23 protein-coding genes are annotated in these 22,303 nt (G+C 72.8%); 9 read left to right on the forward strand and 14 right to left on the reverse strand.

Annotated elements, in window-relative coordinates; genetic code table 11:
• Positions 1-4: 4 nt before the first annotated feature.
• Positions 5-1,423, reverse strand: a complete 1,419-nt coding sequence (locus QP939_RS42605; RefSeq protein ID WP_285452387.1) for an APC family permease — start codon at positions 1,421-1,423, stop codon at positions 5-7.
• Positions 1,424-1,664: 241 nt separating this feature from the next.
• On the opposite strand from QP939_RS42605, the gene QP939_RS42610 reads away from it, so the two are divergent.
• From QP939_RS42610 to styD, 3 genes are all read left to right on the forward strand, one after another.
• On the forward strand, positions 1,665-3,104 hold the full coding sequence (locus tag QP939_RS42610) for an APC family permease (protein WP_285452388.1): 1,440 nt from the start codon (positions 1,665-1,667) through the stop codon (positions 3,102-3,104).
• A complete protein-coding gene (locus QP939_RS42615) occupies positions 3,101-3,850 on the forward strand; it encodes an IclR family transcriptional regulator (protein WP_285452389.1) in 750 nt (249 codons plus the stop codon). The genes QP939_RS42610 and QP939_RS42615 overlap by 4 nt, the downstream gene beginning before the upstream one ends.
• Before the next feature lie 101 nt (positions 3,851-3,951).
• A complete protein-coding gene (gene styD, locus QP939_RS42620; RefSeq protein WP_285452390.1) occupies positions 3,952-5,415 on the forward strand; it encodes a phenylacetaldehyde dehydrogenase StyD in 1,464 nt (487 codons plus the stop codon).
• Positions 5,416-5,447: 32 nt separating this feature from the next.
• On the opposite strand, the gene QP939_RS42625 is transcribed toward styD, so the two are convergent.
• On the reverse strand, positions 5,448-6,392 hold the full coding sequence (locus QP939_RS42625) for an AraC-like ligand-binding domain-containing protein (protein ID WP_285452392.1): 945 nt from the start codon (positions 6,390-6,392) through the stop codon (positions 5,448-5,450).
• A 173-nt stretch (positions 6,393-6,565) separates the two neighbouring features.
• Here QP939_RS42625 and QP939_RS42630 point away from each other — a divergent pair, with 173 nt between their 5' ends.
• Both QP939_RS42630 and QP939_RS42635 read left to right on the forward strand, forming a co-directional pair.
• Positions 6,566-8,083 carry a GMC family oxidoreductase gene (locus QP939_RS42630; RefSeq protein ID WP_285452393.1) on the forward strand — a complete coding sequence of 506 codons (1,518 nt, stop codon included), beginning with the start codon at positions 6,566-6,568 and terminating at the stop codon, positions 8,081-8,083.
• A gap of 85 nt (positions 8,084-8,168) precedes the next feature.
• On the forward strand, positions 8,169-8,468 hold the full coding sequence (locus QP939_RS42635; protein WP_285452395.1) for an EthD family reductase: 300 nt from the start codon (positions 8,169-8,171) through the stop codon (positions 8,466-8,468).
• Here QP939_RS42635 and QP939_RS42640 read toward each other — a convergent pair.
• On the reverse strand, positions 8,453-9,076 hold the full coding sequence (locus QP939_RS42640) for a TetR/AcrR family transcriptional regulator (RefSeq protein ID WP_285452396.1): 624 nt from the start codon (positions 9,074-9,076) through the stop codon (positions 8,453-8,455). The genes QP939_RS42635 and QP939_RS42640 overlap by 16 nt on opposite strands.
• A 20-nt stretch (positions 9,077-9,096) precedes the next feature.
• On the reverse strand, positions 9,097-10,422 hold the full coding sequence (gene paaK / locus QP939_RS42645) for a phenylacetate--CoA ligase PaaK (protein WP_285452397.1): 1,326 nt from the start codon (positions 10,420-10,422) through the stop codon (positions 9,097-9,099).
• A 122-nt stretch (positions 10,423-10,544) separates the two neighbouring features.
• On the opposite strand from paaK, the gene QP939_RS42650 reads away from it, so the two are divergent.
• Both QP939_RS42650 and QP939_RS42655 read left to right on the forward strand, forming a co-directional pair.
• Positions 10,545-11,765, forward strand: coding sequence for a thiolase family protein (locus QP939_RS42650; protein ID WP_285452399.1), 1,221 nt, complete (start codon positions 10,545-10,547; stop codon positions 11,763-11,765).
• Positions 11,762-12,616, forward strand: coding sequence for a 3-hydroxyacyl-CoA dehydrogenase family protein (locus tag QP939_RS42655; protein WP_285452401.1), 855 nt, complete (start codon positions 11,762-11,764; stop codon positions 12,614-12,616). The genes QP939_RS42650 and QP939_RS42655 overlap by 4 nt, the downstream gene beginning before the upstream one ends.
• A gap of 6 nt (positions 12,617-12,622) precedes the next feature.
• On the opposite strand, the gene QP939_RS42660 is transcribed toward QP939_RS42655, so the two are convergent.
• The 5 genes from QP939_RS42660 to QP939_RS42680 are packed head-to-tail and all read right to left on the reverse strand — an operon-like array spanning position 12,623 to position 17,361.
• Positions 12,623-12,853 carry an anti-sigma factor family protein gene (locus tag QP939_RS42660; RefSeq protein WP_285452403.1) on the reverse strand — a complete coding sequence of 77 codons (231 nt, stop codon included), beginning with the start codon at positions 12,851-12,853 and terminating at the stop codon, positions 12,623-12,625.
• On the reverse strand, positions 12,850-13,485 hold the full coding sequence (locus tag QP939_RS42665) for an RNA polymerase sigma factor (RefSeq protein ID WP_285452404.1): 636 nt from the start codon (positions 13,483-13,485) through the stop codon (positions 12,850-12,852). Before QP939_RS42665 ends, QP939_RS42660 begins: the two co-directional genes overlap by 4 nt.
• Before the next feature lie 41 nt (positions 13,486-13,526).
• Positions 13,527-14,717 (reverse strand): cation:proton antiporter, encoded by a 1,191-nt coding sequence (locus QP939_RS42670; RefSeq protein WP_285452405.1) that lies wholly within the window; start codon positions 14,715-14,717, stop codon positions 13,527-13,529.
• A 3-nt stretch (positions 14,718-14,720) separates the two neighbouring features.
• Positions 14,721-15,425 carry a flavodoxin family protein gene (locus QP939_RS42675; protein WP_285452406.1) on the reverse strand — a complete coding sequence of 235 codons (705 nt, stop codon included), beginning with the start codon at positions 15,423-15,425 and terminating at the stop codon, positions 14,721-14,723.
• A gap of 10 nt (positions 15,426-15,435) precedes the next feature.
• Positions 15,436-17,361 (reverse strand): thiamine pyrophosphate-binding protein, encoded by a 1,926-nt coding sequence (locus QP939_RS42680; RefSeq protein ID WP_285452407.1) that lies wholly within the window; start codon positions 17,359-17,361, stop codon positions 15,436-15,438.
• 83 nt (positions 17,362-17,444) lie between these two features.
• Between QP939_RS42680 and QP939_RS42685 the strand changes: the two genes are divergently transcribed.
• Positions 17,445-18,047 carry a hypothetical protein gene (locus QP939_RS42685; RefSeq protein ID WP_285452409.1) on the forward strand — a complete coding sequence of 201 codons (603 nt, stop codon included), beginning with the start codon at positions 17,445-17,447 and terminating at the stop codon, positions 18,045-18,047.
• Here QP939_RS42685 and QP939_RS42690 read toward each other — a convergent pair.
• From QP939_RS42690 to QP939_RS42710, 5 genes are all read right to left on the reverse strand, one after another.
• Positions 18,044-18,655: a hypothetical protein gene (locus tag QP939_RS42690; RefSeq protein ID WP_285452411.1), complete on the reverse strand. Its 612-nt coding sequence runs from the start codon at positions 18,653-18,655 to the stop codon at positions 18,044-18,046. The genes QP939_RS42685 and QP939_RS42690 overlap by 4 nt on opposite strands.
• A gap of 8 nt (positions 18,656-18,663) precedes the next feature.
• Entirely contained in the window at positions 18,664-19,791 is a 1,128-nt protein-coding gene (locus tag QP939_RS42695; protein ID WP_285452413.1) for a hypothetical protein, read from the reverse strand.
• A complete protein-coding gene (locus QP939_RS42700; protein WP_285452415.1) occupies positions 19,788-20,123 on the reverse strand; it encodes a hypothetical protein in 336 nt (111 codons plus the stop codon). Before QP939_RS42700 ends, QP939_RS42695 begins: the two co-directional genes overlap by 4 nt.
• 11 nt (positions 20,124-20,134) lie before the next feature.
• Positions 20,135-20,629: a YbaB/EbfC family nucleoid-associated protein gene (locus tag QP939_RS42705; RefSeq protein WP_285452417.1), complete on the reverse strand. Its 495-nt coding sequence runs from the start codon at positions 20,627-20,629 to the stop codon at positions 20,135-20,137.
• Positions 20,630-20,730: 101 nt separating this feature from the next.
• On the reverse strand, positions 20,731-21,036 hold the full coding sequence (locus QP939_RS42710; protein ID WP_285452419.1) for a DUF1905 domain-containing protein: 306 nt from the start codon (positions 21,034-21,036) through the stop codon (positions 20,731-20,733).
• A gap of 465 nt (positions 21,037-21,501) precedes the next feature.
• Between QP939_RS42710 and QP939_RS42715 the strand changes: the two genes are divergently transcribed.
• Positions 21,502-22,302 (forward strand): hypothetical protein, encoded by an 801-nt coding sequence (locus tag QP939_RS42715; protein WP_285452421.1) that lies wholly within the window; start codon positions 21,502-21,504, stop codon positions 22,300-22,302.
• Position 22,303: the final 1 nt, after the last annotated feature.

The following is a 22,303-nucleotide window of genomic DNA, read 5'->3' on the forward strand; positions in this document are numbered from 1 at the left end:
CTGTTCAGGCGGGTTCGACAGCCGGGACGGCGGAGGTGACCGGGCGCAGCACCCGGTGCAGGACGAGGCCGAGCACGAAGGCGCCCAGCAGGACCGAGCCGATCACGGCGGCCAGCGTCGCGGAACCGCCGATGAGGGTCGGGAAGTTGCCGATGGTCAGGGCCAGGCAGGCGGCCAGCCCGGCGAAGCCCAGCAGCGGCGCGACGACGGTGTGCCACACCCGGCGGTCGGCGCCCGTGCGGCGGAAGAACACCAGCACGGCCAGGCAGGTCATCGTCATCAGGGCGAGCACGCCGAGCGTCGCGGTGCCCGCCATCCAGGAGAACACCTGGGTGACCGGGTCCATCCCGGTGACGGCGAACAGGGCGACGAGCACCAGCGCCGAGACCGTCTGGACGACCGACGCGACGTGCGGGGAGCCGTGGCGGCCGTGGCTGCGCCCGCAGTGCGACGGCAGCGCACCGGAATTGCCGAGGGAGAACGCGTAGCGCGCGAGGACGTTGTGGAATGACAACGCGGCGGCGAACAGGCTGGTCACCAGCAGCACCTGGACGACGTCGGCGCCCGCGGTGCCGAGGTAGTTGCCGACCGTCGTGATCAGCATGGTCCCGGGGTCGGTCCCGGCCTGCGCGATGGCGGCGTCGTCACCCCACGCCGACACCACGGCCCACGCCGAGAGCGCGTAGAACGCGGTGATCAGCAGCAGCGCGGTGTAGGTGGCGCGCGGGATCGTCTTGGCCGGGTCGCGGGCCTCGTCGCGGAAGATGGCCGTCGCCTCGAACCCGATGAAGCTCGCGATGGCGAACATGATCGCGATGCCGACCGAGCCGGAGCCGATCTTCGCCGGGTCGAACAGCGCCGTGGACAGCCCGGACGGCGACCCGCCGCGCACGGTCACGACCGCGTCGAAGACGAGCACGATGCCGACCTCGCACAGCAGCAGCACGCCGAGCACCTTGCTGCTCAGCTCGATGTGGCGGTAGCCCAGCACGCCGACGACGGCGAGCACCGCCAGCGCGTACGCCCACCACGGGACGGCCGGGCCGCCGTAGTGCTGGACCAGGCCGTCGAGGGTGGCCCCGAGGTAGCCGTAAACGGCCAGCTGGACGGCGGTGTAGGTGACCAGGGCGAGGAACGCGGCGCCGAGCCCCGGCGCCCGGCCGAGCCCGCGCCGGACGTAGGTGTAGAACGCGCCGGCGTCGGGCACGTGCCTGCTCATCGCGCAGAACCCCACGGCGAACAGCAGCAGGACCACGCAGCAGACGGCGAACGTCGCGGGGAACGCGGCGCCGTTGCCCAGCGCGACGCCGAGCGGGACGCTGCCCGCGACGACGGTGAGCGGCGCGGCGGCGGCCACGACCATGAAGACGATGGAACCGGCACCGAGGGAGCCGGAAAGGGAACGGGACGCGGACGTGTCCATGACGGACCTCCGGAGAGGATGGGGACTTCGGTCGGCCCAGGCTTGCCGAGACACGTTGCCGACACCGGACTCGCTGGGTCAAACCCCCGTCTCCGCCTCCGGGAACCCGGCGAAGGGCGTTCTCCGAACGCGGGAACGCGGCCGCGGAAATTCTCATTCGGCTTGTGCGGACCCGCGCCGGGCCGTAATACCGGCGTGATCGAGCTTGGTTAGCGTGATGCGCCCCGGTAGGAGAAGAACCATGTCGTTGCCGCCCAGACTGCTGCCGCCGGTGCGCGCGGAGTCCCCGATGTCCGGTCTCGACCGGCGCAACCTCGGGCCGCTGCCGGTGTTCGCGCAGTCGGTCGCCGGGGCCGCGCCGTCGGCGGCGATGGCCGCGAGCCCGGCGATCGCGGCCGCCAACGCCGGGACCGGGGTGCTCTGGTCGTTCGCCGCCGCCCTGGTGCTCGCCCTGCTGATCGGGGTGTGCGTCGCCCAGTTCACCCGGCGGATGGCGGCCGCCGGGTCGCTCTACAGCCTCACCGCGAAGGGCCTCGGCCCGGTCGCGGCGTTCGTCTGCGGCTGGGCGCTGCTGATCGGCTACGGCTTCCTCGCGATGGCCGCCCTCGCCGCCGCCGGGATGTACGCGCGGGGCGGGCTGGAGCGGGCCGGGCTGCCGGCGGGCTGGGTGGTCGCCGCCGTGGTCACGCTCCTGCTCGGGGCGCTGGTGACGGTGTGCGTGCTGCGGGGCGTGCGGCTCTCGGGGCGAGTCGTGCTCGTCACCGAAGCCGTGTCGATCAGTCTGATGCTGACGGTGTTCGTGCTGCTGCTGGTGCGGGTGGGGCCGCAGTCGCCGTTCACGACGCCGGACCGCGGGCTCGGCGGGATCGCCGCCGGGGTGCTGCCCGCGCTCGGGGCGTTCATCGGGTTCGAGGCCGCGACGTCGTTCGGCGTCGAGGCGAAGCGACCGTTCCGGACGGTCCCCCGCGCCATGCAGTGGACCGCGGCGCTGTGCGGCGTGCTGTACCTGGTCGCCGCCCACACGCAGACGATCGGCGCGCGGAGCCTGCCGGGCGGGCTGGCCGCCCAGGCCGAGCCGGTCGGCGCACTGGCCGCGGCCCAGCACCTGCCGTGGCTGTCCTACCTGCTCGACGCCGGGATCGGCGCGTCGTTCTTCGCGTGCGCGATGACCGTAGCCGGCACGCTGGCCCGCCTGCTGCTGTCGATGGGCCGCGAAGGCGTCCTACCGCGGCGGCTCGGCGCCACCCACCCCCGGTACCGCACGCCGCACGTCGCGGTCCTCGCCACCGTGCCGGTGCTCGCGCTCGCGGCCGCGGCACTGCCGGCCGCCGGTGTCCCGCCGGCGAAGGTGCTCATGACCCTGCTGAACGTGGCCGGGTTCGGCTACCTGATCGCCTACTTCCTGGTCTGCCTGGCCGCGCCGGTGTTCCTGCACCGCATCGGCGAGCTGACCCGCGGCGCGGTCGCCGCGGCGGCGGTCACCGCGGCCGCGCTGCTCGCCGCGCTGACCGTGTTCACGACGTCCACTGTGGACGGCCCGTACCCGGTGCTGTTCGCCGTGCTCGCCGCGGCCGGGCTGGCCTGGTTCGGCTGGCTGCGGGCACGACGGCCGCGGAGCCTGGCCGCGATCGGCATCTACGACGAGACCACCGCCGAAGACCTGCTGGACGGCCGGCCGTGAGCCCCGACCCCGCCCCGCTGTCCGGCCGCCAGCCCAAGGCGGTCCGCAGCGCGCTCGCCGTGCTCGAAGAAGTCGTCGCCGCCGGGCCCGGCGTCACGGCGAAAGAGATCTCGGGGGCGTTGAAACTGCCGCCCGCCACCACCTACCGGCTGCTCAACCTGCTGGTGGCCGAGGGGTACCTGGTCCGCCTGCCCGACCTGCGCGGGTTCGCGCTCGGGCGGCGCGCGGCCCGGCTGTCCGTGCCGGTGACCACGCGCCCGCCCGCCGCGGCCCGCGCGATCGTCGGGCACCTGCGCCAGCAGGTCCGCTGGGGCGTGCACCTGGCGTCCTTCCGGACCGGCCGGATCGTCCTGCTCGACGGCGACCCCGACCACCCGCCGCACGACGAGGCGCTGCTCGCCCGCTACCCGCACGCGTCCGCGCTCGGCAAGCTGCTCCTGGCCGACCAGGCCGACTGGCGCGCGGCCGTCCGCGGGCTGCGGCAGCTCACCGCGCACACGGTCATCGACGCCGACCGGCTGGACGCCGAGCTGGCCCGCTGCCGGGAAGACCGGCTGGCCCGCCAGTGCGGCGAACTGCACGCCGACCGGGGCTGCCTCGCCGTCCCGATCCACGACGTCACCGACGGCACCCTGGTGGCCGGGCTGGCGCTCAGCGGGCCCCCGGACCGCGTCGCCGAGCCCAACACCGAACTCCTCGACCGGCTGCGCGAGCACGCGGCCCAGCTGGCCCCGCTGCTGGCCTGAGGGCGCCGCTGGACAACGTGCGTGCGGTTACGCGCAAGTCCGGGCCGCGGACTCCTGCGACGGTGGCGGCAGCCACCCCTTTCTTCCCGCAGGAGGACGCCATGACACTGACCGCCGACACCCGGACCGGGTTCACCACCAGGTTGTTCATCGACGGTGCCTGGACGGACGCGGCGGCCACGTTCGAAGACCTCAACCCGGCCACCGGCGAGGTGCTGGCCCGGGTCGCCGACGCGAGCGCCGAGGACGTCGACCGGGCCGTCCGGGCCGCGCGGGCCGCGCTCGAAGGCGTGTGGGGCGAGACGCCCGGCGTCGCGCGGGGTCACCTGCTGAACAAGCTCGCCGACCTCGTCGAGCGGGACGCGCAGGAGCTCGCCCGGCTGGAGGCGCTGGACATCGGCAAGCCCGCCGGGCAGCCCGCGATGCTGGACGTGCCCAACACGATCGCCACCTTCCGGCACTTCGCCGGCTGGGCCGACAAGATCCAGGGCGCCACCATCCCGACCGCCGGGTACCTGGGGATGGCGAAGACGCACTCCTACACCGTGCGCGAGCCGGTGGGCGTGATCGGCGCGATCATCCCGTGGAACACCCCGCTGATGATCGCGGCGTGGAAGCTCGGCCCGGCACTGGCCGCGGGCAACACCGTCGTCGTCAAGCCCGCCGAGGACGCGCCGCTGTCGATCCTGCACCTGGGCAAGCTCGTCGAGGAGGCCGGGTTCCCCGCCGGGGTCGTCAACATCGTGCCGGGCCTGGGCGGCGGCGCGGGCGCGGCCCTGGTCGCCCACCCGGACGTCGACAAGATCAGCTTCACCGGCTCCCCCGAGGTCGGGCGGCTGATCCAGAAGGCCGCCGCGGACACCTTCAAGCGCGTCACGCTGGAGCTGGGCGGGAAGAGCCCGCAGATCGTCGCCGAGGACGCCGACGTCGAGGCCGCGATCAACGGCATCGCCATGGGCCTGTTCTTCAACCAGGGCGAGGTCTGCGCGGCGGGCACCCGCGTGCTGGTGCACCGCTCGCACTACGACACCGTCGTCGAGGCACTGGCCCAGGCCGCCGACGCCCAGGTGCTGGGCGACCCCTTCGCCGAGTCGACGACCATGGGCGCGCTCGTCAACGCCGACCAACGGCGGCGCGTGCTCGACTACATCGAAGCGGGCAAGGCGTCCGGCGCGAAGCTGGTCGCGGGCGGCGAGCACGACGGACCCGGGTTCTTCGTGCGGCCGACCATCTTCGCCGACGTCGACAACAGCTCGAAGATCGCCCAGGAGGAGATCTTCGGCCCGGTCGGCGCCGTGATCCCGTTCGACACCCTCGACGAGGCCATCGCCATCGCCAACGACACGCCGTACGGGCTCGCCGCGACGATCTGGACCCGCGACGTCTCGAACGCGCACACCCTCGCCGCGAAGATCCGCGCGGGAGCGGTGTGGGTCAACGGCTGGGCGGCGATCGACCCGGCGCTGCCGTGGGGCGGCATGAAGTCCAGCGGCATCGGCCGCGAGCTCGGCTGGAGCGGCATCCTCGCCAACACCGAGGAGAAGGTCGTCACGATCGTCCTTTGAGGACGTGCCCGGGCCCGCGGGCCCGTCCTCCCTCAGGCGTTCTTGCGGTACTCCCGCGGCGACTGCCCGAACGCGGAGCGGAAGAGCCGCGAGAAGTGCGCGGCGTCGGTGAACCCCCACCGCTGCGCGACGGCCACGATCGGGACGTCCCGGTTCTGCGGGGCGGCCAGGTCGCGGCGGCAGCGTTCGAGGCGGCGCGTCCGGATCATCGCCGACACCGAGACACCCTCGGCCTCGAACACCTTCTGGAGGTACCGGACGGACACGAAGTGCGCGTCGGCGACCGCCTTCGACGTCAGGTCCGGGTCGTGGAGGTGGTCGTCGATGAACTTGCCGACCCGCGCCCGCAGCGCCCGCCGGGACGCCGAGCTCCCGGCGTCGAGCGGCTGCTGCAGCTGCTGGGCGAAGGCGGCGGTGACCAGGTCGACCACGGCGTCGCCGAGGTGGGCCGCGATCACCGTCGTCGCGTCCCCGAGGTCGCCGGTCAGGCCCTTCATCAGCGGCGCGATCAGCGCGCCCAGGCCCGAATCACCGGCCAGCCGGACGGCGGTCAGCCCGGCCATGTGGTCCTCGGGCAGCCGGACGAGCTTGCGCGGGAACATCGCGACCGTCATCCGGAAGTCGTCGCTGAAGGAGATCCGGTACGGGCGCGAGGTGTCGTAGATGGCCAGGTCGCCCGGGGTGAGCTGGGCCTGGCGGTCGTCCTGCTCGACGACGCTGGTGCCGCTGACCTGCAGCCCGAACTTGTACAGCTCGGGGTCGTCCTGGCGGATCAGGCGGCGGGTGCGTTCGACGACGGCGTGCGACGCGGTCACCGAAGCCAGCGCGACCGAGCCGAGGTCGGCGGAGTCGACGTCGCCGCTGAACCCGGCGGTGTCGCCGTCACAGGTCGCTCGCAGGGGCACGAACGTGCGGCAGATCCGGTCTTCCCAGTCTTCGAACCCGGTCGCCGGTGCGGTGGCCGTCGCGGTCGCCATGCGGACTCCTCGTCGAGTGTGCGCTGGTCCCGGGGCACGCTACTTTCTGAACGGTCGGTCGGTCAACCGGGGTGTTCGCCGGTGCGCAACTCCGGTTCGCGCCGAGTCAACTCCCCCGGGGACCGCCGACACAGACTGGGACCCGCGATCCACCGTCGAGCGAAGAGGTGCCCATGGGTTCACACACCAGCAGCGACTACGTCATCGTCGGGGCCGGTTCGGCGGGCAGCGCGCTCGCCCGCCGCCTCCTCGACGCGGGCCGGACGGTCCACGTCCTGGAAGCCGGGCCGGCCGACACGGACGAGGCCATCCACAGCCCGCAGGGCTGGCCGACGCTGCTGGCCGGGCCGCGGGACTGGACCGTGATGACCGTCCCCCAGGAGCACGCGAACGGGCGGTCGCTGTTCTGGCCGCGCGGCAAGGTCCTCGGCGGCAGCAGCTCCCTCAACGGCATGATCTACATGCGCGGCCACCGGACCGACTACGACGGCTGGGCCGCCCAGGGCTGCACCGGCTGGGGCTGGGACGACGTCCGCCCGCTGTTCCTGCGCTCCGAAGACCACCTGGCCGGGGCGGACGAGCACCACGCCACCGGCGGGCCGCTGCCGGTCAGCCGGATCGAGACGCCGCACCCGACCGCGCAGGCCTTCGTCGACGCCGCCGTGGCGGCCGGGCACAAGCGCACCGAGGACTTCAACGGCGAGGACATGCGCGGGGTCGGCTTCACCGAAATGACCGTGCGCGACGGCCGCCGGATGAGCGCGTGGCAGAGCTTCGTCGCGCCGGTGCTCGACCACCCCGGGTTGACCGTCACGACGTCGGCGTTGATCGACCGGGTCGTCGTCGAGAACGGCCGCGCGGTCGGCGTCGAGTACCTCGTGGACGGCGAGCGGCACGTGGCCCGCGCCGAGGGCGAGGTGGTGCTCTCCGCGGGCACCATCGGCTCCCCCGCGATCCTGCTGCGCAGCGGCATCGGCCCGGCGGCGCACCTGCGCGAGGTCGGCGTCGACGTCGTCGCGGACGTCGCCGGGGTCGGCGAGAACCTGCACGACCACCCGCTGATCAGCGTCGTCTACGAAGCCTCGAAGCCGTTGCCCGCTGGGGGCAACAACCTGCTGGAGGCGCAGTTCTACGCCGACAGCACCGGCTGGACCGACGCGGCCCCGGACCTGCAGCCACTGTTCCTGCACCTGGTCTACCCGGCCGAGGGCTACGAGGTGCCCGAGCACGGCTACACGATCGCCGCCGGGATCGTCGCGCCGAAGTCGCGGGGCACCCTGCGGCTGGCCTCGGCCGACCCGACCGCACCGGCCCTGGTCGACCCGCGGATCCTCGCCGACCCGTACGACCTCGAGGCGCTGTGCGACGCCATCGAGATGAGCCGCGAGGTCGGCGCTCAGCGGGCCTTCGACGAGTGGCGCGAGCGCGAGGTGGCCCCCGGGCCGTCGGCGACCACGCGCGACGACATCCGTGAGTTCGCCCGCCGGTCGGTCGGGACCTACCACCACCAGGTCGGGACCTGCCGGATGGGCGTGGACGACCTCGCCGTCGTGGACCCTGACCTGCGGGTTCGCGGGATCGACGGGCTGCGCGTCGCGGACGCTTCGATCATGCCGGTCGTGCCGTCGGGCAACACGAACGCGCCGTCCATCATGGTCGGCGAGAAGGCCGCGGACCTGATCACCGGCTGATCGGACCGCTATCGTCGGTGCCGCGGTCCGGCTCGCCGCCCCGGCGGGCCGGACCTCCGCCGCCCCGGCAACGAGAGGACGTCCGATGCACCGCCTCACCGTGCTGTACCCCCCGCCCGCCGACCCCGACCACTTCCGCGAGTACTACGTGGAAACCCACCTGCCGCTCGCCGCGAAGCTGCCCGGCATCCTGCGGTCGGAGTACTCCCTCGACGTGGCCGCGCTCGGCGGCGACAGCAAGTACTTCGCCGTCTTCCACGCCGACTTCGAGTCCGCCGACGCGATGCAGGCCGCGCTCGACTCGGAAGCGGGCAAAGCGGTCGCCGCGGACGTACCGAACTACGCCAGCGGCGGCGTGGAGATGATCCACTACCCGCTCGCCTGACGGGGCAACCGCAGCCCGTCGAACGCGACCGTCGCGACGGCGTCCGCCAAGGCTCCGGCCGGGACGCCGCCGCGCGGCCGGTACCACTCGGCGATCGAGTTGACCATGCCGAACAGCAGGCGCGCCGAAATGCTCGGGTCGATGTCCGGTCGCAGGTCGCCGTCGGCGGCCGCCTTGGCGACCAGGTCCGCGACGATCCGGTCGAACTCCTTGCGGCGCGCCAGCGCGGCGCGCTCCACCTTCGTGTTGCCGCGGATGCGCAGCAGCAGCGTGACGAACGGCAGCTGCTCGATCAGCACGCCGACGCTGGCCCGCACGAGGTGCTCCAGCTTGTCGATGGCCGGGCCGTCGAGAGCGTCCACAGTGGCCACTTCGGCGAACAGCCCGTCGAGGGCGCGGTCGACGGCCAGCCGCAGCAGCTCGTCCTTGCTCCGCACGTGGTGGTAGATCGCCGACTTCGAGATGCCGAGCTTGCGGGAGAGGTCCTCCATGCTGGTGCCGTCGAAGCCCCGCTCGGTGAACGCCGAAACCGCCACGCGCAGCAGGGATTCCAGGTCGTACCCCGGCCTGCCGCGCTTGGCGGTCCGGTTCGTCGCTGTGTCGGCCATACCGGCATTCTCGCAAGCGGCTACCGCTCGTCGATCACCCGGCGCAGCTTGCCGACCGAACGCTCCAGCGTCTCGGGGTCGAGGACGTCCACGCCGACCGAGACACCCACGCCGTCCTTGACCCGGCCCGCGATCTCCCGCGCGGCGGCTCGCCGCCGGTCGGCGTCGGTCCCGGCCAGGGATTCGACCAGGACCGTGAGGTGGTCCATGCGGTCGCGCTTGGTCAGCCGCAGCTGGAAGTGCGGGGCCAGCCCGTCGGTGCCGAGCACGATTTCCTCGATCTGCGTGGGGAAGACGTTGACCCCGCGCAGGATGATCATGTCGTCGCTGCGGCCGGTGACCTTGTCCATCCGCCGGAACGACGGCCGCGCGGTGCCCGGGCGCAGCGCGGTCAGGTCGCGGGTGCGGTAGCGGATGATCGGCAGCGCCTGCTTGGTGAGCGAGGTGAACAGCAGCTCGCCGGTTTCGCCGTCGGGCAGGACGTCGCCGTCCACCGGGTCGACGACCTCCGGGTAGAAGTGGTCTTCCCAGATGTGCAGGCCGTCCTTGGTTTCCACGCACTCCTGCGCGACGCCCGGGCCCATCACCTCCGAGAGGCCGTAGATGTCGACGGCGTCGATGTCGAGGCGTTCTTCGATCTCCGTGCGCATCCGCTCGGTCCACGGCTCGGCACCGAAGATCCCGACCTTGAGCGAACTGGACCGCGGGTCGACGCCCTGCCGTTCGAACTCGTCGAGCAGCGTCAGCATGTACGACGGCGTGACCATGATGATCTCGGGTTCGAAGTCCGTGATGAGCTGCACCTGGCGGGCGGTCATGCCGCCGGACGCGGGAATCACGGTGCAGCCGAGCTTTTCGGCGCCGTAGTGCGCGCCGAGGCCGCCGGTGAACAGGCCGTAGCCGTAGGCGTTGTGCAGCTTGTGCCCGGGACGGCCACCGGCGGCGAAGATCGAGCGGGCCAGCACGGTCGACCAGGTCTCGATGTCCTGCTCGGTGTAGCCGACGACGGTCGGCTTCCCGGTGGTGCCGGACGAGGCGTGCAGGCGCCGGACGTCCCGCTGTGGCACGGCCAACATGCCGAACGGGTAGGTGTCCCGCAGGTCGTGCTTGGTGGTCGTCGGGAACTTCGCCAGGTCGGCGAGGTCCTTGCAGTCGTCGGGGTGGACGCCGGCTTCGTCGAACTTCGCCCGGTAGAACGGCACGTTCTCGTAGGCGTGCCGCAGGGTCCATCGCAGCCGGTCCAGCTGGCGGGCACGCAGCTCGTCGAGGCTCACGCGCTCGTCGGGCGACAGCTCGTCGGCGGCGGGCGTGGCACCGAAGCGCCTGGCGGGGTGCGTGGTCGTCATCTCTCTCCGGCTTCCTCGGCGGGTGTGAAGTTCGTTCCGCGGCCTTGCTTACTGACCGAATGGACGGTAAATAATGTGGGCCAAGTAAAAGCGGGACCCGTTCGGATGTCAAGAGGAGAGCCATGCCCGAGGTGTTCGTGGTCGACGGAGTGCGCACGGCGCAGGGCCGGTACGGCGGTGCGCTGGCCGGCGTCCGGCCCGACGACCTCGCCGGGCTGGTGGTGCGGGCCGCGGTGGCCCGCGCGGGGGTCGCGGGCGACGTCGTCGACGAGGTCGTGCTCGGCGCGGCGAACCAGGCCGGCGAGGACAACCGCAACGTCGCGCGGATGGCCGCCCTGCTGGCCGGGCTGCCCGACGAGGTTCCCGGCTACACCGTGAACCGCTTGTGCGCCAGCGGGTTGACCGCGGTCGCTTCGGCCGCCAACGCGATCCGGTCCGGCGAGGCCGACGTCGTCGTCGCCGGCGGGGTCGAGTCGATGACCCGCGCGCCGTGGGTGATGGCGAAGCCGGGCACGCCGTGGGCGCGCCCGGGTGAGGTGGCCGACACCTCACTGGGCTGGCGGTTCACGAACCCGGAGTTCGCCGCGCACGACGCCGCCGTCGAGCCCGGCGCGGGCCCGGACGTGCGCAAGGTGACCCTGCCGATGGGTGAGACCGCCGAGGAGGTCGCCCGGCTGGACGGCCTGACCCGGCAGGAGTGCGACGAGTTCGCGTTGCGCAGCCACCAGCGCGCCCTCGCCGCGATCGACGCGGGCCGGTTCGAGCGCGAGATCGTGCCGGTCCCGGTCAAGGACGGCGAGTTCGCCGTCGACGAAGGCCCGCGCCGCGGCACCACGCTGGAGAAGCTCGCCAAGCTGCGCCCCGTCTTCCGCGAGGACGGCATCGTCACCGCCGGGTCGTCGTCGCCGCTGTCCGACGGCGCCGCCGCGCTGGTGCTCGCCAGCGAGGACGCCGTCCGCCGCCACGGCCTCACGCCGCGGGCGCGGGTCGTCGCGAGCGCGAGCGCGGGCGTCGCCCCGCACCTGATGGGGCTCGGCCCGGTCCCGGCGACCGAGAAGCTCCTCGCCCGCACCGGCTTTTCGGCCGCCGACCTCGACGCGGTCGAGCTGAACGAGGCCTTCGCCGCCCAGAGCCTCGCCGTCATCCGGCGGCTGAAGCTCGATGAGGCGAAGGTCAACGCCGACGGCGGCGCGATCGCTCTCGGCCACCCGCTGGGCTGCTCGGGCGCCCGGCTGGTCGTGACGCTGCTGGGCCGCCTCGAACGGGAAGACGCGCGTCGCGGGCTCGCGACCCTGTGCGTCGGCGTCGGCCAGGGCGTCGCCCTGCTCGTGGAGCGCGTGTGAGCGCGGGGCCCGGCGTCGTCGGGGTGATCGGCGGCGGCCGGATGGGCGCGGGCATCGCGCAGGTGTTCGCCGCGCGGGGCGCGCGGGTGTCCGTGGTGGAGGGCAGCGCGGCGGCGGCCGACGCCGCCCGCGCCCGGCTGGCCGACGGGCTCGCCAAGGCCGCCGAACGCGGTGCGCTGACCGGCGACCCGGCCGAGGTGCTCGACCGGATCGCCGTGGTCGAGGCGGTCGAGCGGCTCCCGGCCGACGCGGACCTCGTCGTCGAAGCCGTCCCCGAGCGCGCCGACCTCAAGATCGACGTGCTCACCCGGGCCGAGGCCGTGGTCGGCGACCACACGGTGCTGGCGAGCAACACGAGTTCGCTGTCGATCGCCGAGCTGGGGGCCGCGCTGCGGGTTCCGGCGCGGTTCGCGGGCATGCACTTCTTCAACCCGGTCCCGGCGTCGAAGCTGGTCGAGGTGGTGCACGCGCCCGCGACGGCCGACCAGGTCGTGCACCGGGTCCGGGACTGGGTGCGCGGCCTCGGCAAGACCGACGTCGTGGTGCGCGACTCCCCCGGGTTCGCCACCAGCCGCCTCGGCGTGCTGCTGGGGCTGGAAGCGATCCGGATGCTCGAAGAGGGCGTCGCCGACGCCGAAGCGATCGACCAGGCGATGGAGCTGGGCTACCGGCACCCGATGGGACCGCTGCGCTCCACCGACCTCGTCGGCCTCGACGTGCGGCTGGCCATCGCCGAGTACCTGCACCGCACGCTCGGCGAGCGGTTCGCCCCGCCGAAGCTGCTGCGGGACAAGGTCGCCGCGGGCGAGCTGGGCCGCAAGACCGGCCGCGGGTTCCACGACTGGGGGTGAGGCGGTTCAGCCGCGGTGCCAGTCCCGGAAGGCGGTCAGCAGGTTTTCGCGCACCGACGGCGAAAGCGACTCGGGCGGCAGCTCGCCCAGCCGCGTGATCGTCGTCCGGAACTGGCCGAGGTAGCGTTCGCAGCCGGGGCAGCGGGCGAGGTGCTCGGCGAACCGGGCTTCGGTCTCCGGGTCGAGCGCGCCGTCCAGGAAAGCCGTGACCAGCTCGACGAACTCGTCGCAGTTCATCCGGCGGCCTCCAGGTAGCCCGCCAGGCGTTCGCGGACGGCCGCGCGGGCGCGGTGCAGCAGCACCCGCTGGTTGGCCGCGGAGATCCGCAGGATTTCGCAGACCTCCTCGGCCGTGTGGTCGGCGATGTCCCGCAGGCTCAGCACGGCGCGCTGCCGCGCGGGCAGCTCGTCCAGGAATCCGGTGAGCACCTCACGGATTTCCAGTGCCAGTGCGGTGTTCTCCGGCGACGGCCACGCTTCGGGAGCCTCCCGCCAGTGCCCGGGGTAGGCACCGCCGGGGCCCTGGAACCGGCTGGGGTCCACGGTCGGGCCGTGGTCTTCGTCGCCGGGCAGCAGGCTCGTCCACGGCACGCTGCGCTTCTCGCGCGCACCGCGTTTCTTGGCCGTGTTGACCAGGATCCGGTACACCCACGTCTTGACCGACGACCGCCCTTCGAAGCCGCCGACCCCCTGCACGACCGCGAGCCAAGTGTCCTGCACGACTTCCTCGGCCGTGGCGTGCGTCGAGACGAAGGTGCGGGCGAGCCGCAGCATCGACGACGACCACGCGTCGAGCACCTCGGCGAACGCAGCGCCGTCGCCGGCCCGCAGCGCCGCGAGCAGCTCGTCGTCGGGCGGCAGCTTTCTCACCTCGCGAGCGTATCCGCGGGCGGGCCGGAAAAGGGTGACGGTCACCTTACGGCCGCCCGGTCGCGCGACCGCAGGAGGACCAGCGCCCCGGCCGGGAACAGCAGCACCGACAGCAACCCGGCGCACACGAGCGCCGCCGCGGTCACCGGCGTCATCAGTCCGGTGAAGACACCGATCTGCGTGGCGGTGACGAGGAACGGCAACGACGTCGCCTGCAGCAGGCCGGCCGCGACCGCCCGCCGGGCCCCGAACTCCCGGGTGAACAGCAGGGCCGGGATGCCGCGCGCGAGCAGCAGGGCCGCCAGGAACAGCGGGACGCGGGCGAGCGCGCCCGCGTCGGCGAGCAGCCCGGACAGGTCGAGCCGCAGCCCGCTGGTGACGAAGAAGACCGGCACCAGGAAGCCGTAGCCGATGGCGTCGAGCTTGACGCGGAACCGCGGGTGGGACGCGGAGTCGCGGTCGAGCAGGCCGACGACGGCGCCCGCGAGGAACGCGCCGAGGATGCTCTCCAGCCCGAACGCCTCGGCCAGGGCGACGAACGCGACCAGCAGCACCACGGCCGCGCGGACGCGGATCTCGGCCGTGGTGTCCTGCAGCCGGGTGAGCGTGGTACCGAGCCGCCGCGACCGGCCGGCGGCCGCGACGACGAGCGCGGTCACGACGACCAGCCCGGCGAACGCGGCCAGCAGCACCAGCCGGGCGCCGGTGCTGCCGCCGGAAGCCGAGAACAGCAGCGAAACCAGCAGCACGGCGGCGAAGTCGGCGACCGAGGCGGCGGCGATGACCGCCTGCCCGAGCCCGCCTTCGGCCTGGCCGGCGTCCTTGAGGACCGGCACGACCAAGCCGAGCGACGTCGCCGAGAGCGCCACGGCCACCAGCAGCGGGCTGTGCAGCCACCCGGCCGCCGCGAACCCCGCGCCGGCGGCGAGCCCGAGCACCAGCGTCAGGACGTATCCCAGCAACGCCACCCGCAACGCCCGCCCGCGCAGCCGGTGGACGTCGATCTCCAGCCCGGCCAGGAACAGCAGGAACGCCAGCCCCAGCAGGGCGACGACCTGCACCGGCAGGTCCGGTTCGATCCAGCCGAGCCCGGACGGCCCGAGCGCGATCCCGGCGACGATCTCGAGCACGACGGCGGGGATCCTCAGCCGGGGCGCGAGCCCGAGCAGCAGCGGCGCGGCCAGCGCGATCGCCGCCACCGCGAACAGGTTGACGAACCCGACGTCCGGCATGGCTCAGCGGTATTCGGGGTTGGCGAAGTCGAAGCGGCAGCCCGCGTCCCACTCGGCGCGCTGGTTGCCGTGCACCGGGATGCCACCCGCGTCCTTCAGCATCCGGGCCAGGTGCAGCAGGTTCCACGTCATGAACGTGGTGTTGCGGTTGGTGAAGTCGTTCTCCGGGCCGCCCGAGCCGGGGTCCAGATAGGACGGTCCGGGCCCGGCTTCGCCGATCCAGCCCGCGTCCGCCTGCGGCGGGATGGTGTAGCCGAGGTGCTGGAGGCTGTAGAGCACGTTCATCGCGCAGTGCTTGACGCCGTCCTCGTTGCCGGTGATCAGGCAGCCCCCGACACGGCCGTAGTAGGCGTACTGCCCGGCGTCGTTGAGCAGGTGCGAGCAGGCGTAGAGCCGTTCGATGACCAGCTTGGTGACGGAACTGTTGTCCCCCAGCCAGATCGGGCCCGCGAGCACCAGGATGTCGGCGGCCAGCACCTTTTCGTGGATCGCGGGCCACTCGTCGCTCGCCCAGCCGTGCTCGGTCATGTCCGGCCAGACGCCGGTGGCGATGTCGTGGTCGATCGCGCGCAGCACCTCGACCTCGACACCGTTCTTCTCCATGATCCGGCGGCTGATCTCGATCAGGCCCTCGGTGTTGCTGCGCTCGGGCGAGCGCTTCAGCGTGCAGTTGACGAACAGGGCACGCAGGTCGTCGTAGTCCGGCATGAGAGTCCCTTCAGAGGAGTTCGGCGTCCTGTTCGACGCACAGCAGGGCGGGCCCTTCGGCGGTGAAGAGCGCGATCATGGCTTCGTCCAGCTCGTCGCGGCCGGTGACGGCGATCCCGGTGGCACCGCACAGCTGCGCGTAGGCGGCCCAGTCCGGGTTGACCAGGGACGTCTGCCAGACCGGGTAGTCGGCGGCGAGCTGCTCCTTGCCGATCTTGCCGAGCGAGTTGTTGTCGAGCAGCACGTGCTTCACCGGGATGTCGTACTTGACGGCGGTGGTCAGCTCGGTGGCGTACTGGCCGAACCCGCCGTCGCCGGTGACGGCCACGACCGGGCGGTCCGGGGCCGCCGCCCACGCGCCGAGCGCGGCCGGGTAGCCGAACCCGATCGAGCCGAGGTAGCCCGACATCAGCACCGGCTGGCCCTTCGACTCCAGGTAGCGGCCCAGCGAGTAGGCGTGGTTGCCGACGTCGACGGTCACCACGGCGTCCTCGGGCAGGTGCCGCGACAGCGCGTCGAACACGGCGGCGGCCGAGACACCGCGGCCGCGGTCGTCCGCGACGCGCCGGGCCTTCTCGGCTCGCCAGATCGCCCAGCGGGCGGCGACGTCGGGGCGCTGGTCCTCGGCCTTCGTCTCCCCCAGTTCCGCCGCGAGCGCGTCGAGGGCGAGCCGCGCGTCGCCGAGCAGCGAAGTCGTGACCGCGTCGAACCGGCCGATCGCACCCGGGTCGTCGTCGAGCTGCAGGATCGGCTTGTACGCGGCGATCCCGGTGTGGTTGCTGAACGACGCGCCCACGGCGATGAGCAGGTCGGCTTCGTTCATCAGCCAGCTGGCCACCGGCGTCCCACTGCGGCCGAGCACGCCCGCGCCGAGCGGGTGGGTGTCCGGCACCAGGCCCTTGGCCTTGAAGGTGGTGAGCACCGGGGCGCCCAGCCGCTCGGCCAGCGCCGTGACCTCGGCGGCCGCGCCGCGGGCCCCGTGGCCGACGACGAACACCGGGCGCCGGGCGTCGCGCACGAGCGCGGCCGCGGTCGTCACGGCGGCGGCGTCCGGCCGCCCGGCCCGGCCCGCGCGCCGTCCGTCCGGTGTGGACGGTGCCGCGTCGCTCGGCTGGACCTGGACCTCGTCGGGCAGCACCAGGTGCGCCACGCCCCGCCGGTCGAGGGCGTGCTTGACCGCCAGCGCGGCCAGCTCGGCGTGGTCGCTGCCACTGTGGACGGTCGTGGTGGACACGGCGACGTCGCGGAAGACCGCCGAGAGGTCGACGTCCTGGAAGGCGCCGCGGCCGAGCACCTTCGAGGGCACCTGCCCGGAGATCGCGAGGACCGGCGCCCGGTCGAGCTTGGCGTCGTAGAGCCCGGTGAGCAGGTTCGTCGAGCCCGGCCCGGCGATCGCGAAGCAGGCCGCGGGCCGTCCGGTGAGCTTGCCGTACGCGCTCGCGGCGAACGCGGCCGCGCCTTCGTGCCGGATCCCGAGGTAGGTCAGCTCGCCGCGGGTCTCCGCGCGGCGCATGGCCTCGGCGAACCCGAGGTTGGAGTGCCCGACCATGCCGAACACGTGCCGCACGCCCCACGCGACGAGCGTCTCGACCAGGACGTCGGCCACGGTCCGCACGGCTGGTGCCGGGTCCGGCAGCCGGACGAACACGCCGTCTTCGCGTTCCTCGACCGGGTAGGTGGTGACGGCGTCGCCGAAGCCCTCGGGCGGCTGTCCGGTCACCGGGTCGTAGTCGTAGCCGTGCCAGGGGCAGCGCAGCCAGCCCTTCTCGATCGAGCCCTCGCCGAGCGGGCCGCCCTGGTGCGGGCAGTGGTTTTCCAACGCGCCGAGGCGCGCGCCGCACCGCGACAACGCCACGCTCCGGCCGTCCACGGTGACGCTGCGGACCCGCCCGTCCGCGGGTACGTCCGCCGGGTCGACCCGGTGCCAGTCCGCCATGTAACGCCTCCAGGGTTCCGGGACACTGCGGTGAGGCAGGCTCAGTGCCCGGAACCCGTCCGGGCGTTACACGAGGAGTTCGGATGGACTGGAACCCGACCAGGCGTGCGCTGCACGGCGTCGCCGAGCTGCTGCTCGCCGGGCCGCAGCACCGCGAGACCGGGCGCATCGACCTTCGCGTGGTCGAGGGCGGTTTCGCGACGGTGGCCGGGCGCGAGCTGCGCGTCGAAGGTGACGAACTCCTTACGGGCACGGCCCGGGTGCCGTTGTCCGGCCGCACCTACACCGAGGTGGCGGCCGAAGCGGGGATCGAGGCGGGCGAGCCCGCGGGCGTCTACTCCGGCGGTCCCGGGGTCCGGCCGGAGGAGACGATCACCTTCGACGCCGACGTGCTCAAGGCCCTGCTGCAGGGCTTCGCCGACGGCGACCGGGCACTGCGCGAGTTCGCCCCGGATCTCACGCCGGTGCTGTGGCCCGAGCACTTCGACGTCGCGATCGCCCTCGACGAGGTGAACTACGGCGTCTCCCCCGGCGACGGCTACCTCGACGAGCCGTACGCGTACGTCGGCCCGTTCGAACCGCGCGAAGGTGAGTTCTGGACCGCGCCGTTCGGCGCCGCCCGCCCGCTGCGCGAACTGGACGGCGCCATCACGGCGTTCTTCCGCGAGGGCCGGGACCGGCTCTAGGGCTTGCCGTCCCAGTGCACGACGTCGGGGAACTCGAGGAACTTGCGCAGGTGCCGCTCCTCGGCCCGGCCGTGCAGCGGGAACCGGAAGGTCGAGCCGTCCGGCCAGGTCAGCATGCTCTTGCGGAAGCTCAACGCCGGAGCCTCCGGCTTGCGTGCCTCCCACAGGATCCGCGGCGGCGGTGCGTCGGCCGGGTCGGCGTACGTCGGCCCGGTCTCGACCACCGCGACGCCCGACGGGGAGCACGCCAGCCACGGCCCGCTCGCCCCGCGCAGCCGGTCCACCAGGGCCAGGGCCTGCGCGTCCGCCGGGCCGGACACGCGGATCTCGCGCTGGAACGGGTGGCCCGTCTTGCCGCCCCCGCCCGACCCGTTCGCCAGGTAGAGCACGTACAGCACCGCGCCGCCTAGGCCGCGCAGGATGTTCCAGAAGAACCGGCGGACCAGCCGCCTGCCCTTGACCGTGCCGTCCAGGCGACGGCCCGGGACCGCGAAGCCCAGGTCCGTGTCGCCGAGGCGCAGCACGATGACCGGCTCGTGCCACCGCGCGCGCACCAGCTCCTCGACCCGCTCCCGGAACCCGGGCCGGACCAGGGCCTCGTCGCGCACGCGCTCGATCAGATGTCCAGGTTCTCCCGCGTCTCCGCCGCGCTCCGGTCCCCGCCGATCTCGCTCTTGTCGAACCACGGTTCGTCCCCCTCGGGCGTGACGGCTTCCTTGCCTTCCTTGAAGGCACCCTTCCCCGCGCCGATCCCGGCCTTGACGCCCGCGCCGGCCAGCAGGGGCTTGACGCCGGCCGAGGTGCCGAACATCGTGGTGAGCAGCCGGTTGCTCGGCTGGAAGCCCTCGGCCGCCGCGCCGAACCCGAACTTGGTCTCGCCCGGCATCACGCCGACCCGCAGCTTGCGGGCGAACGTCTCCAGCTTGCCGGAGTACTTGACCAGGAACTCCATGAACTTGTCGAGCAGCTTGCCGAACTTGCCCAGGTAGCGGGTGACCTTCTGCAGCACGCTGGCCGCCTTGGCGATCGACGCGGTCATCGCGGCCGCGACCGAGCCGCCGAAGCTGATCACCGAGGCCGCCAGCGCGGGCAGCCAGAGCGTGATCAGCCAGGAGACGAGCTCGGTGATGATCCCCTTGATCAGCTCCTCGATGACCACCATGACCATCGACCACATCTGCAGCACCTCGGCCACCGAACCGGCGGCCGAGCCGATGCCCCGGATGCCGGCGGAGAAGTCGCCGAGCGCTTCCTTCGCGGCGTTGCCCGCCTCGTCGACCCACTCGGCCAGCGCGGTGTCGCCGGTCCGCTCGAAGTCGTCGGCGAGCGCGACGAAGCCCTGGGCGATCGTCACGAAGTTCTCGGAGGCGTGCCCGATGGCCGGGCCGTCGCCGGTGACCTGGTGCAGGGCGTCCTGCAGCGGCTGGACCAGCTCGAGCAGCATGTTGAGCCCGTGGCTGACCAGCCACCCGATCGGGTCCATCGCGAAGGTGACCATGTCGCCGGCCGCGGCGCCGACGAACGCCGCGCCGTCGCCGACCAGCGCGGCCCCCGCGGACGCCAGCTCGGCCGGGCCGTCCGCCTCGGCGGCCTGCCGGGCGTGCTCGCCGATCTTCTTGCCCGCCTTGTATGCCGTGCCGGCCACCGGCACGTAACCCGCGGCGCGGTCGAGGTTCGCGCCCATGCTCTCGTCGTAGCCCTCGACGTTGAGCGCGTCGGCGATGCTCTTCTTCGGCTCGGTCATTCGCCCTTCCCCACCGCGTCGATTTCCGCCTCGTACTTGCCGAAGGTGACCTTCCCGGCGTCTTCCATGCCCTGGTACATCTCCGCGGCCTTGGTGAGCTTCGTGGTGAAGCCGTCGACGCCGTCCTTGAGGTCGGTCAGCAGCGAACGCAGCTCGGCCAGGCGCTCGGTGTACCCCTCCTTGGCGAAGAGCCCGATCAGCCCCCAGGCCTCGTTCGTCACGTCGGCGGTGTCGATCTTGGCGCCGAACTTGTCCGCCTCCTGCTCGTAGAACGGCAGCTGCTTGGCGTAGGCGGAGATCGCGCCGATGTTCGTCTGAATTCCGTCTGGCATCGCGGGTTTCCCTAGGATCGGCGGAGGATGGGGCCCTGGTCGAAGTCGTCGTCGTCCCCGGGGGCGGGCCGGCGGACGGGCCGCGACGGCTGCCGCGGCTCCGGTTCCGACGCGGGCGGGGCCGCCGCGGTTCCGAACGCCTCGGTCTGGGCTTCGCGGACCTGGGCGGTGAGGTCGACGCCGAACGCGTCGCCGAAGGTGTCGTCGACGATGCCGGCCTGCTGCTGCACGGCCCCGGCCACCGCCCGGCGGATCGTGCTCATGATCGTCGCGGCCAGCTGGCCGGCCTCGACGCGCGTGGCGCCCGCGGTGAGCCGCAGGTCGGTGATCGTTCCCCCGGCACCCGCGGTCACCGTGACCGTGCCGTCCGGCGAGGTGACGGTGGTCGCGACCTGGGCGATCCGCTCCTGCATGTCGCCGACGCCGGCGAAGCGGGCTTCGGCCTGCCGCACCTTGCTGCGGAAGTTCTCGAACTGGGCGATCAGCTCGTCCATCTGGGCGGACATCGTGTCTCCCTTGTGCGATTGCGGTGGGCGGTGGCCCGCATCATGACAGATCCGTCCGTGCGCCGATCCGGTTTCGGCAGATCCCGTGGCCGGGCGGCCGGTCACCCGTCGAGCAGCTCCACGGTGACGGTGCGGGTGTCCCCGATGCCGAAGCCTTCGGCGTCCCGGACCGCCCGCTTGACGGGCAGCACGTAGCCGCGCGAGCTGTCCGGGAAGATCGACGTGCGCCAGCCGGTCACGCCGATCCGGGCCCGGACGCGCACCGCGCCGAAGCCGCGCCGGGGCCCGGCCGCGGCGGCGCGTTCCCGGATCTCGTCGGAGGCGTCGGCGGGCAGGGTCACGAAGGTCCAGGTCTCGGTGCGCCGGGCGTCCCACTCCCACAGCTCGGCCTCGAACACGAAGTTCACGGGAAGCAGTGTCACACGCGCCACCGACAATTTCCGGACGTGGTGGTGGCGTGCTCCCACGCGCGACGAGGTCGTCCGGTTTAGTGTGGGATTCCCGCGGATTCCGCCGTATGCTCCGGTCATTCCGACGCATTCGAGGGGTTCGCCATCAGCACGGATTTCCGGGCCGATCCGGCCGCGATCGGGAAGCTCGCCGCCCTGCTCGAGCGGGCCGGTTCCGCGGCCGGGATCTGCGCCGCCACCGCCAACTCCGGTCCCAACGCCGCTGGTGAAGGCCTGCTGGGCAACCTCGCCGCGCCGCTCGACCGGTGGCAGGCGCTGTGCCTCGCCAACAGCCGCCGGGCCGAGTCGCTCGCCCACGCGTGCGACACGACCCTCGTCGCCGCGGCCAAGCTCTACCGCGAAACCGACAAGGCAGCCGCCGAGAAAGCCGACCGGTCCTATCCGGACGCGCTCTCCGAACGGGTGAAACCCGACGACGTCACCGACCCGGGCACCGCCGCGCAGTTCACCGACATCGAGAACGCCTCGCTCAACCCGCGGACCAACGAGCCCTACCCGTGGTCGTTCCAGCCGTCCGAAGACGCGTTCGGCGGCTGGAACATCGAGCTCCAGCGCATCGCCGACAAGATCGCGGGCGGCGCCGCGATCTCGGGGCCGGTGCGCGGGCTGCTGACCAAGGTCGTCGGCGTGGACCTGCTCGCGCTCGTCGAGAAGCTGGTGGCCGGCGACTGGGACGCCCTGCTGGCCCAGGGCATGGCGTTCGAGGACATCGGGACCGCCTTCAAGCGGATCAAGCAGAACGTCGACCGCGGCCGCTACGGCATCCAGGAAGCCTGGACCGGGCACGCGGGCGAGGCGGCCCGCGCCTGGCTGACCGACTACTCGTACGCCTGCGCGGCCCACGCCAAGTTCTGCACCGAAGCGGGCTGGAAGATCAAGAACTTCGCCCGCGCGGCGTACGACGCGATGCAGGCGCTCGACATCGCGCTCGAAGGCCTGCTCGACGCGCTGGTGGGCAAGGTGCTGAAACTCGGCAAGGCGCTGGAGCTGGGCCTGCTCGGCATCGTCGGGCTGGCCGACGGCGAGTCCCTGCGCCAGGCCATCGCGGGCATCCTGGCCGAGGTCAGTCCCCTGCGGTCGGCCATCGACGCGCTCACCGCGCTCGCGCACACGATCGCGTCGATCTCGGAGCTGGTCGCGGGCAACGGGGAGATCGCCGCGAAGTCCTGGCCCGGCGAACCGTACAAGCACCCGGGGGTCTGAA

The organism is Amycolatopsis nalaikhensis (genome assembly GCF_030264295.1).
GTDB lineage: Bacteria > Actinomycetota > Actinomycetes > Mycobacteriales > Pseudonocardiaceae > Amycolatopsis > Amycolatopsis nalaikhensis.

Excerpts from the sequence above, each read along its gene's own strand:
- QP939_RS42695 (WP_285452413.1), bottom strand. The coding sequence starts at position 19,791 with ATGACCGAGCCGAAGAAGAGCATCGCCGACGCGCTCAACGTCGAGGGC.
- QP939_RS42605 (WP_285452387.1), bottom strand. The coding sequence starts at position 1,423 with ATGGACACGTCCGCGTCCCGTTCCCTTTCCGGCTCCCTCGGTGCCGGT.
- QP939_RS42635 (WP_285452395.1), top strand. The coding sequence starts at position 8,169 with ATGCACCGCCTCACCGTGCTGTACCCCCCGCCCGCCGACCCCGACCAC.
- QP939_RS42705 (WP_285452417.1), bottom strand. The coding sequence starts at position 20,629 with ATGTCCGCCCAGATGGACGAGCTGATCGCCCAGTTCGAGAACTTCCGC.
- QP939_RS42630 (WP_285452393.1), top strand. The coding sequence starts at position 6,566 with ATGGGTTCACACACCAGCAGCGACTACGTCATCGTCGGGGCCGGTTCG.
- QP939_RS42625 (WP_285452392.1), bottom strand. The coding sequence starts at position 6,392 with ATGGCGACCGCGACGGCCACCGCACCGGCGACCGGGTTCGAAGACTGG.
- QP939_RS42680 (WP_285452407.1), bottom strand. The coding sequence starts at position 17,361 with ATGGCGGACTGGCACCGGGTCGACCCGGCGGACGTACCCGCGGACGGG.
- QP939_RS42660 (WP_285452403.1), bottom strand. The coding sequence starts at position 12,853 with ATGAACTGCGACGAGTTCGTCGAGCTGGTCACGGCTTTCCTGGACGGC.
- QP939_RS42670 (WP_285452405.1), bottom strand. The coding sequence starts at position 14,717 with ATGCCGGACGTCGGGTTCGTCAACCTGTTCGCGGTGGCGGCGATCGCG.
- QP939_RS42650 (WP_285452399.1), top strand. The coding sequence starts at position 10,545 with ATGCCCGAGGTGTTCGTGGTCGACGGAGTGCGCACGGCGCAGGGCCGG.
- QP939_RS42610 (WP_285452388.1), top strand. The coding sequence starts at position 1,665 with ATGTCGTTGCCGCCCAGACTGCTGCCGCCGGTGCGCGCGGAGTCCCCG.
- QP939_RS42675 (WP_285452406.1), bottom strand. The coding sequence starts at position 15,425 with ATGCCGGACTACGACGACCTGCGTGCCCTGTTCGTCAACTGCACGCTG.
- QP939_RS42685 (WP_285452409.1), top strand. The coding sequence starts at position 17,445 with ATGGACTGGAACCCGACCAGGCGTGCGCTGCACGGCGTCGCCGAGCTG.
- styD (WP_285452390.1), top strand. The coding sequence starts at position 3,952 with ATGACACTGACCGCCGACACCCGGACCGGGTTCACCACCAGGTTGTTC.
- paaK (WP_285452397.1), bottom strand. The coding sequence starts at position 10,422 with ATGACGACCACGCACCCCGCCAGGCGCTTCGGTGCCACGCCCGCCGCC.
- QP939_RS42640 (WP_285452396.1), bottom strand. The coding sequence starts at position 9,076 with ATGGCCGACACAGCGACGAACCGGACCGCCAAGCGCGGCAGGCCGGGG.
- QP939_RS42700 (WP_285452415.1), bottom strand. The coding sequence starts at position 20,123 with ATGCCAGACGGAATTCAGACGAACATCGGCGCGATCTCCGCCTACGCC.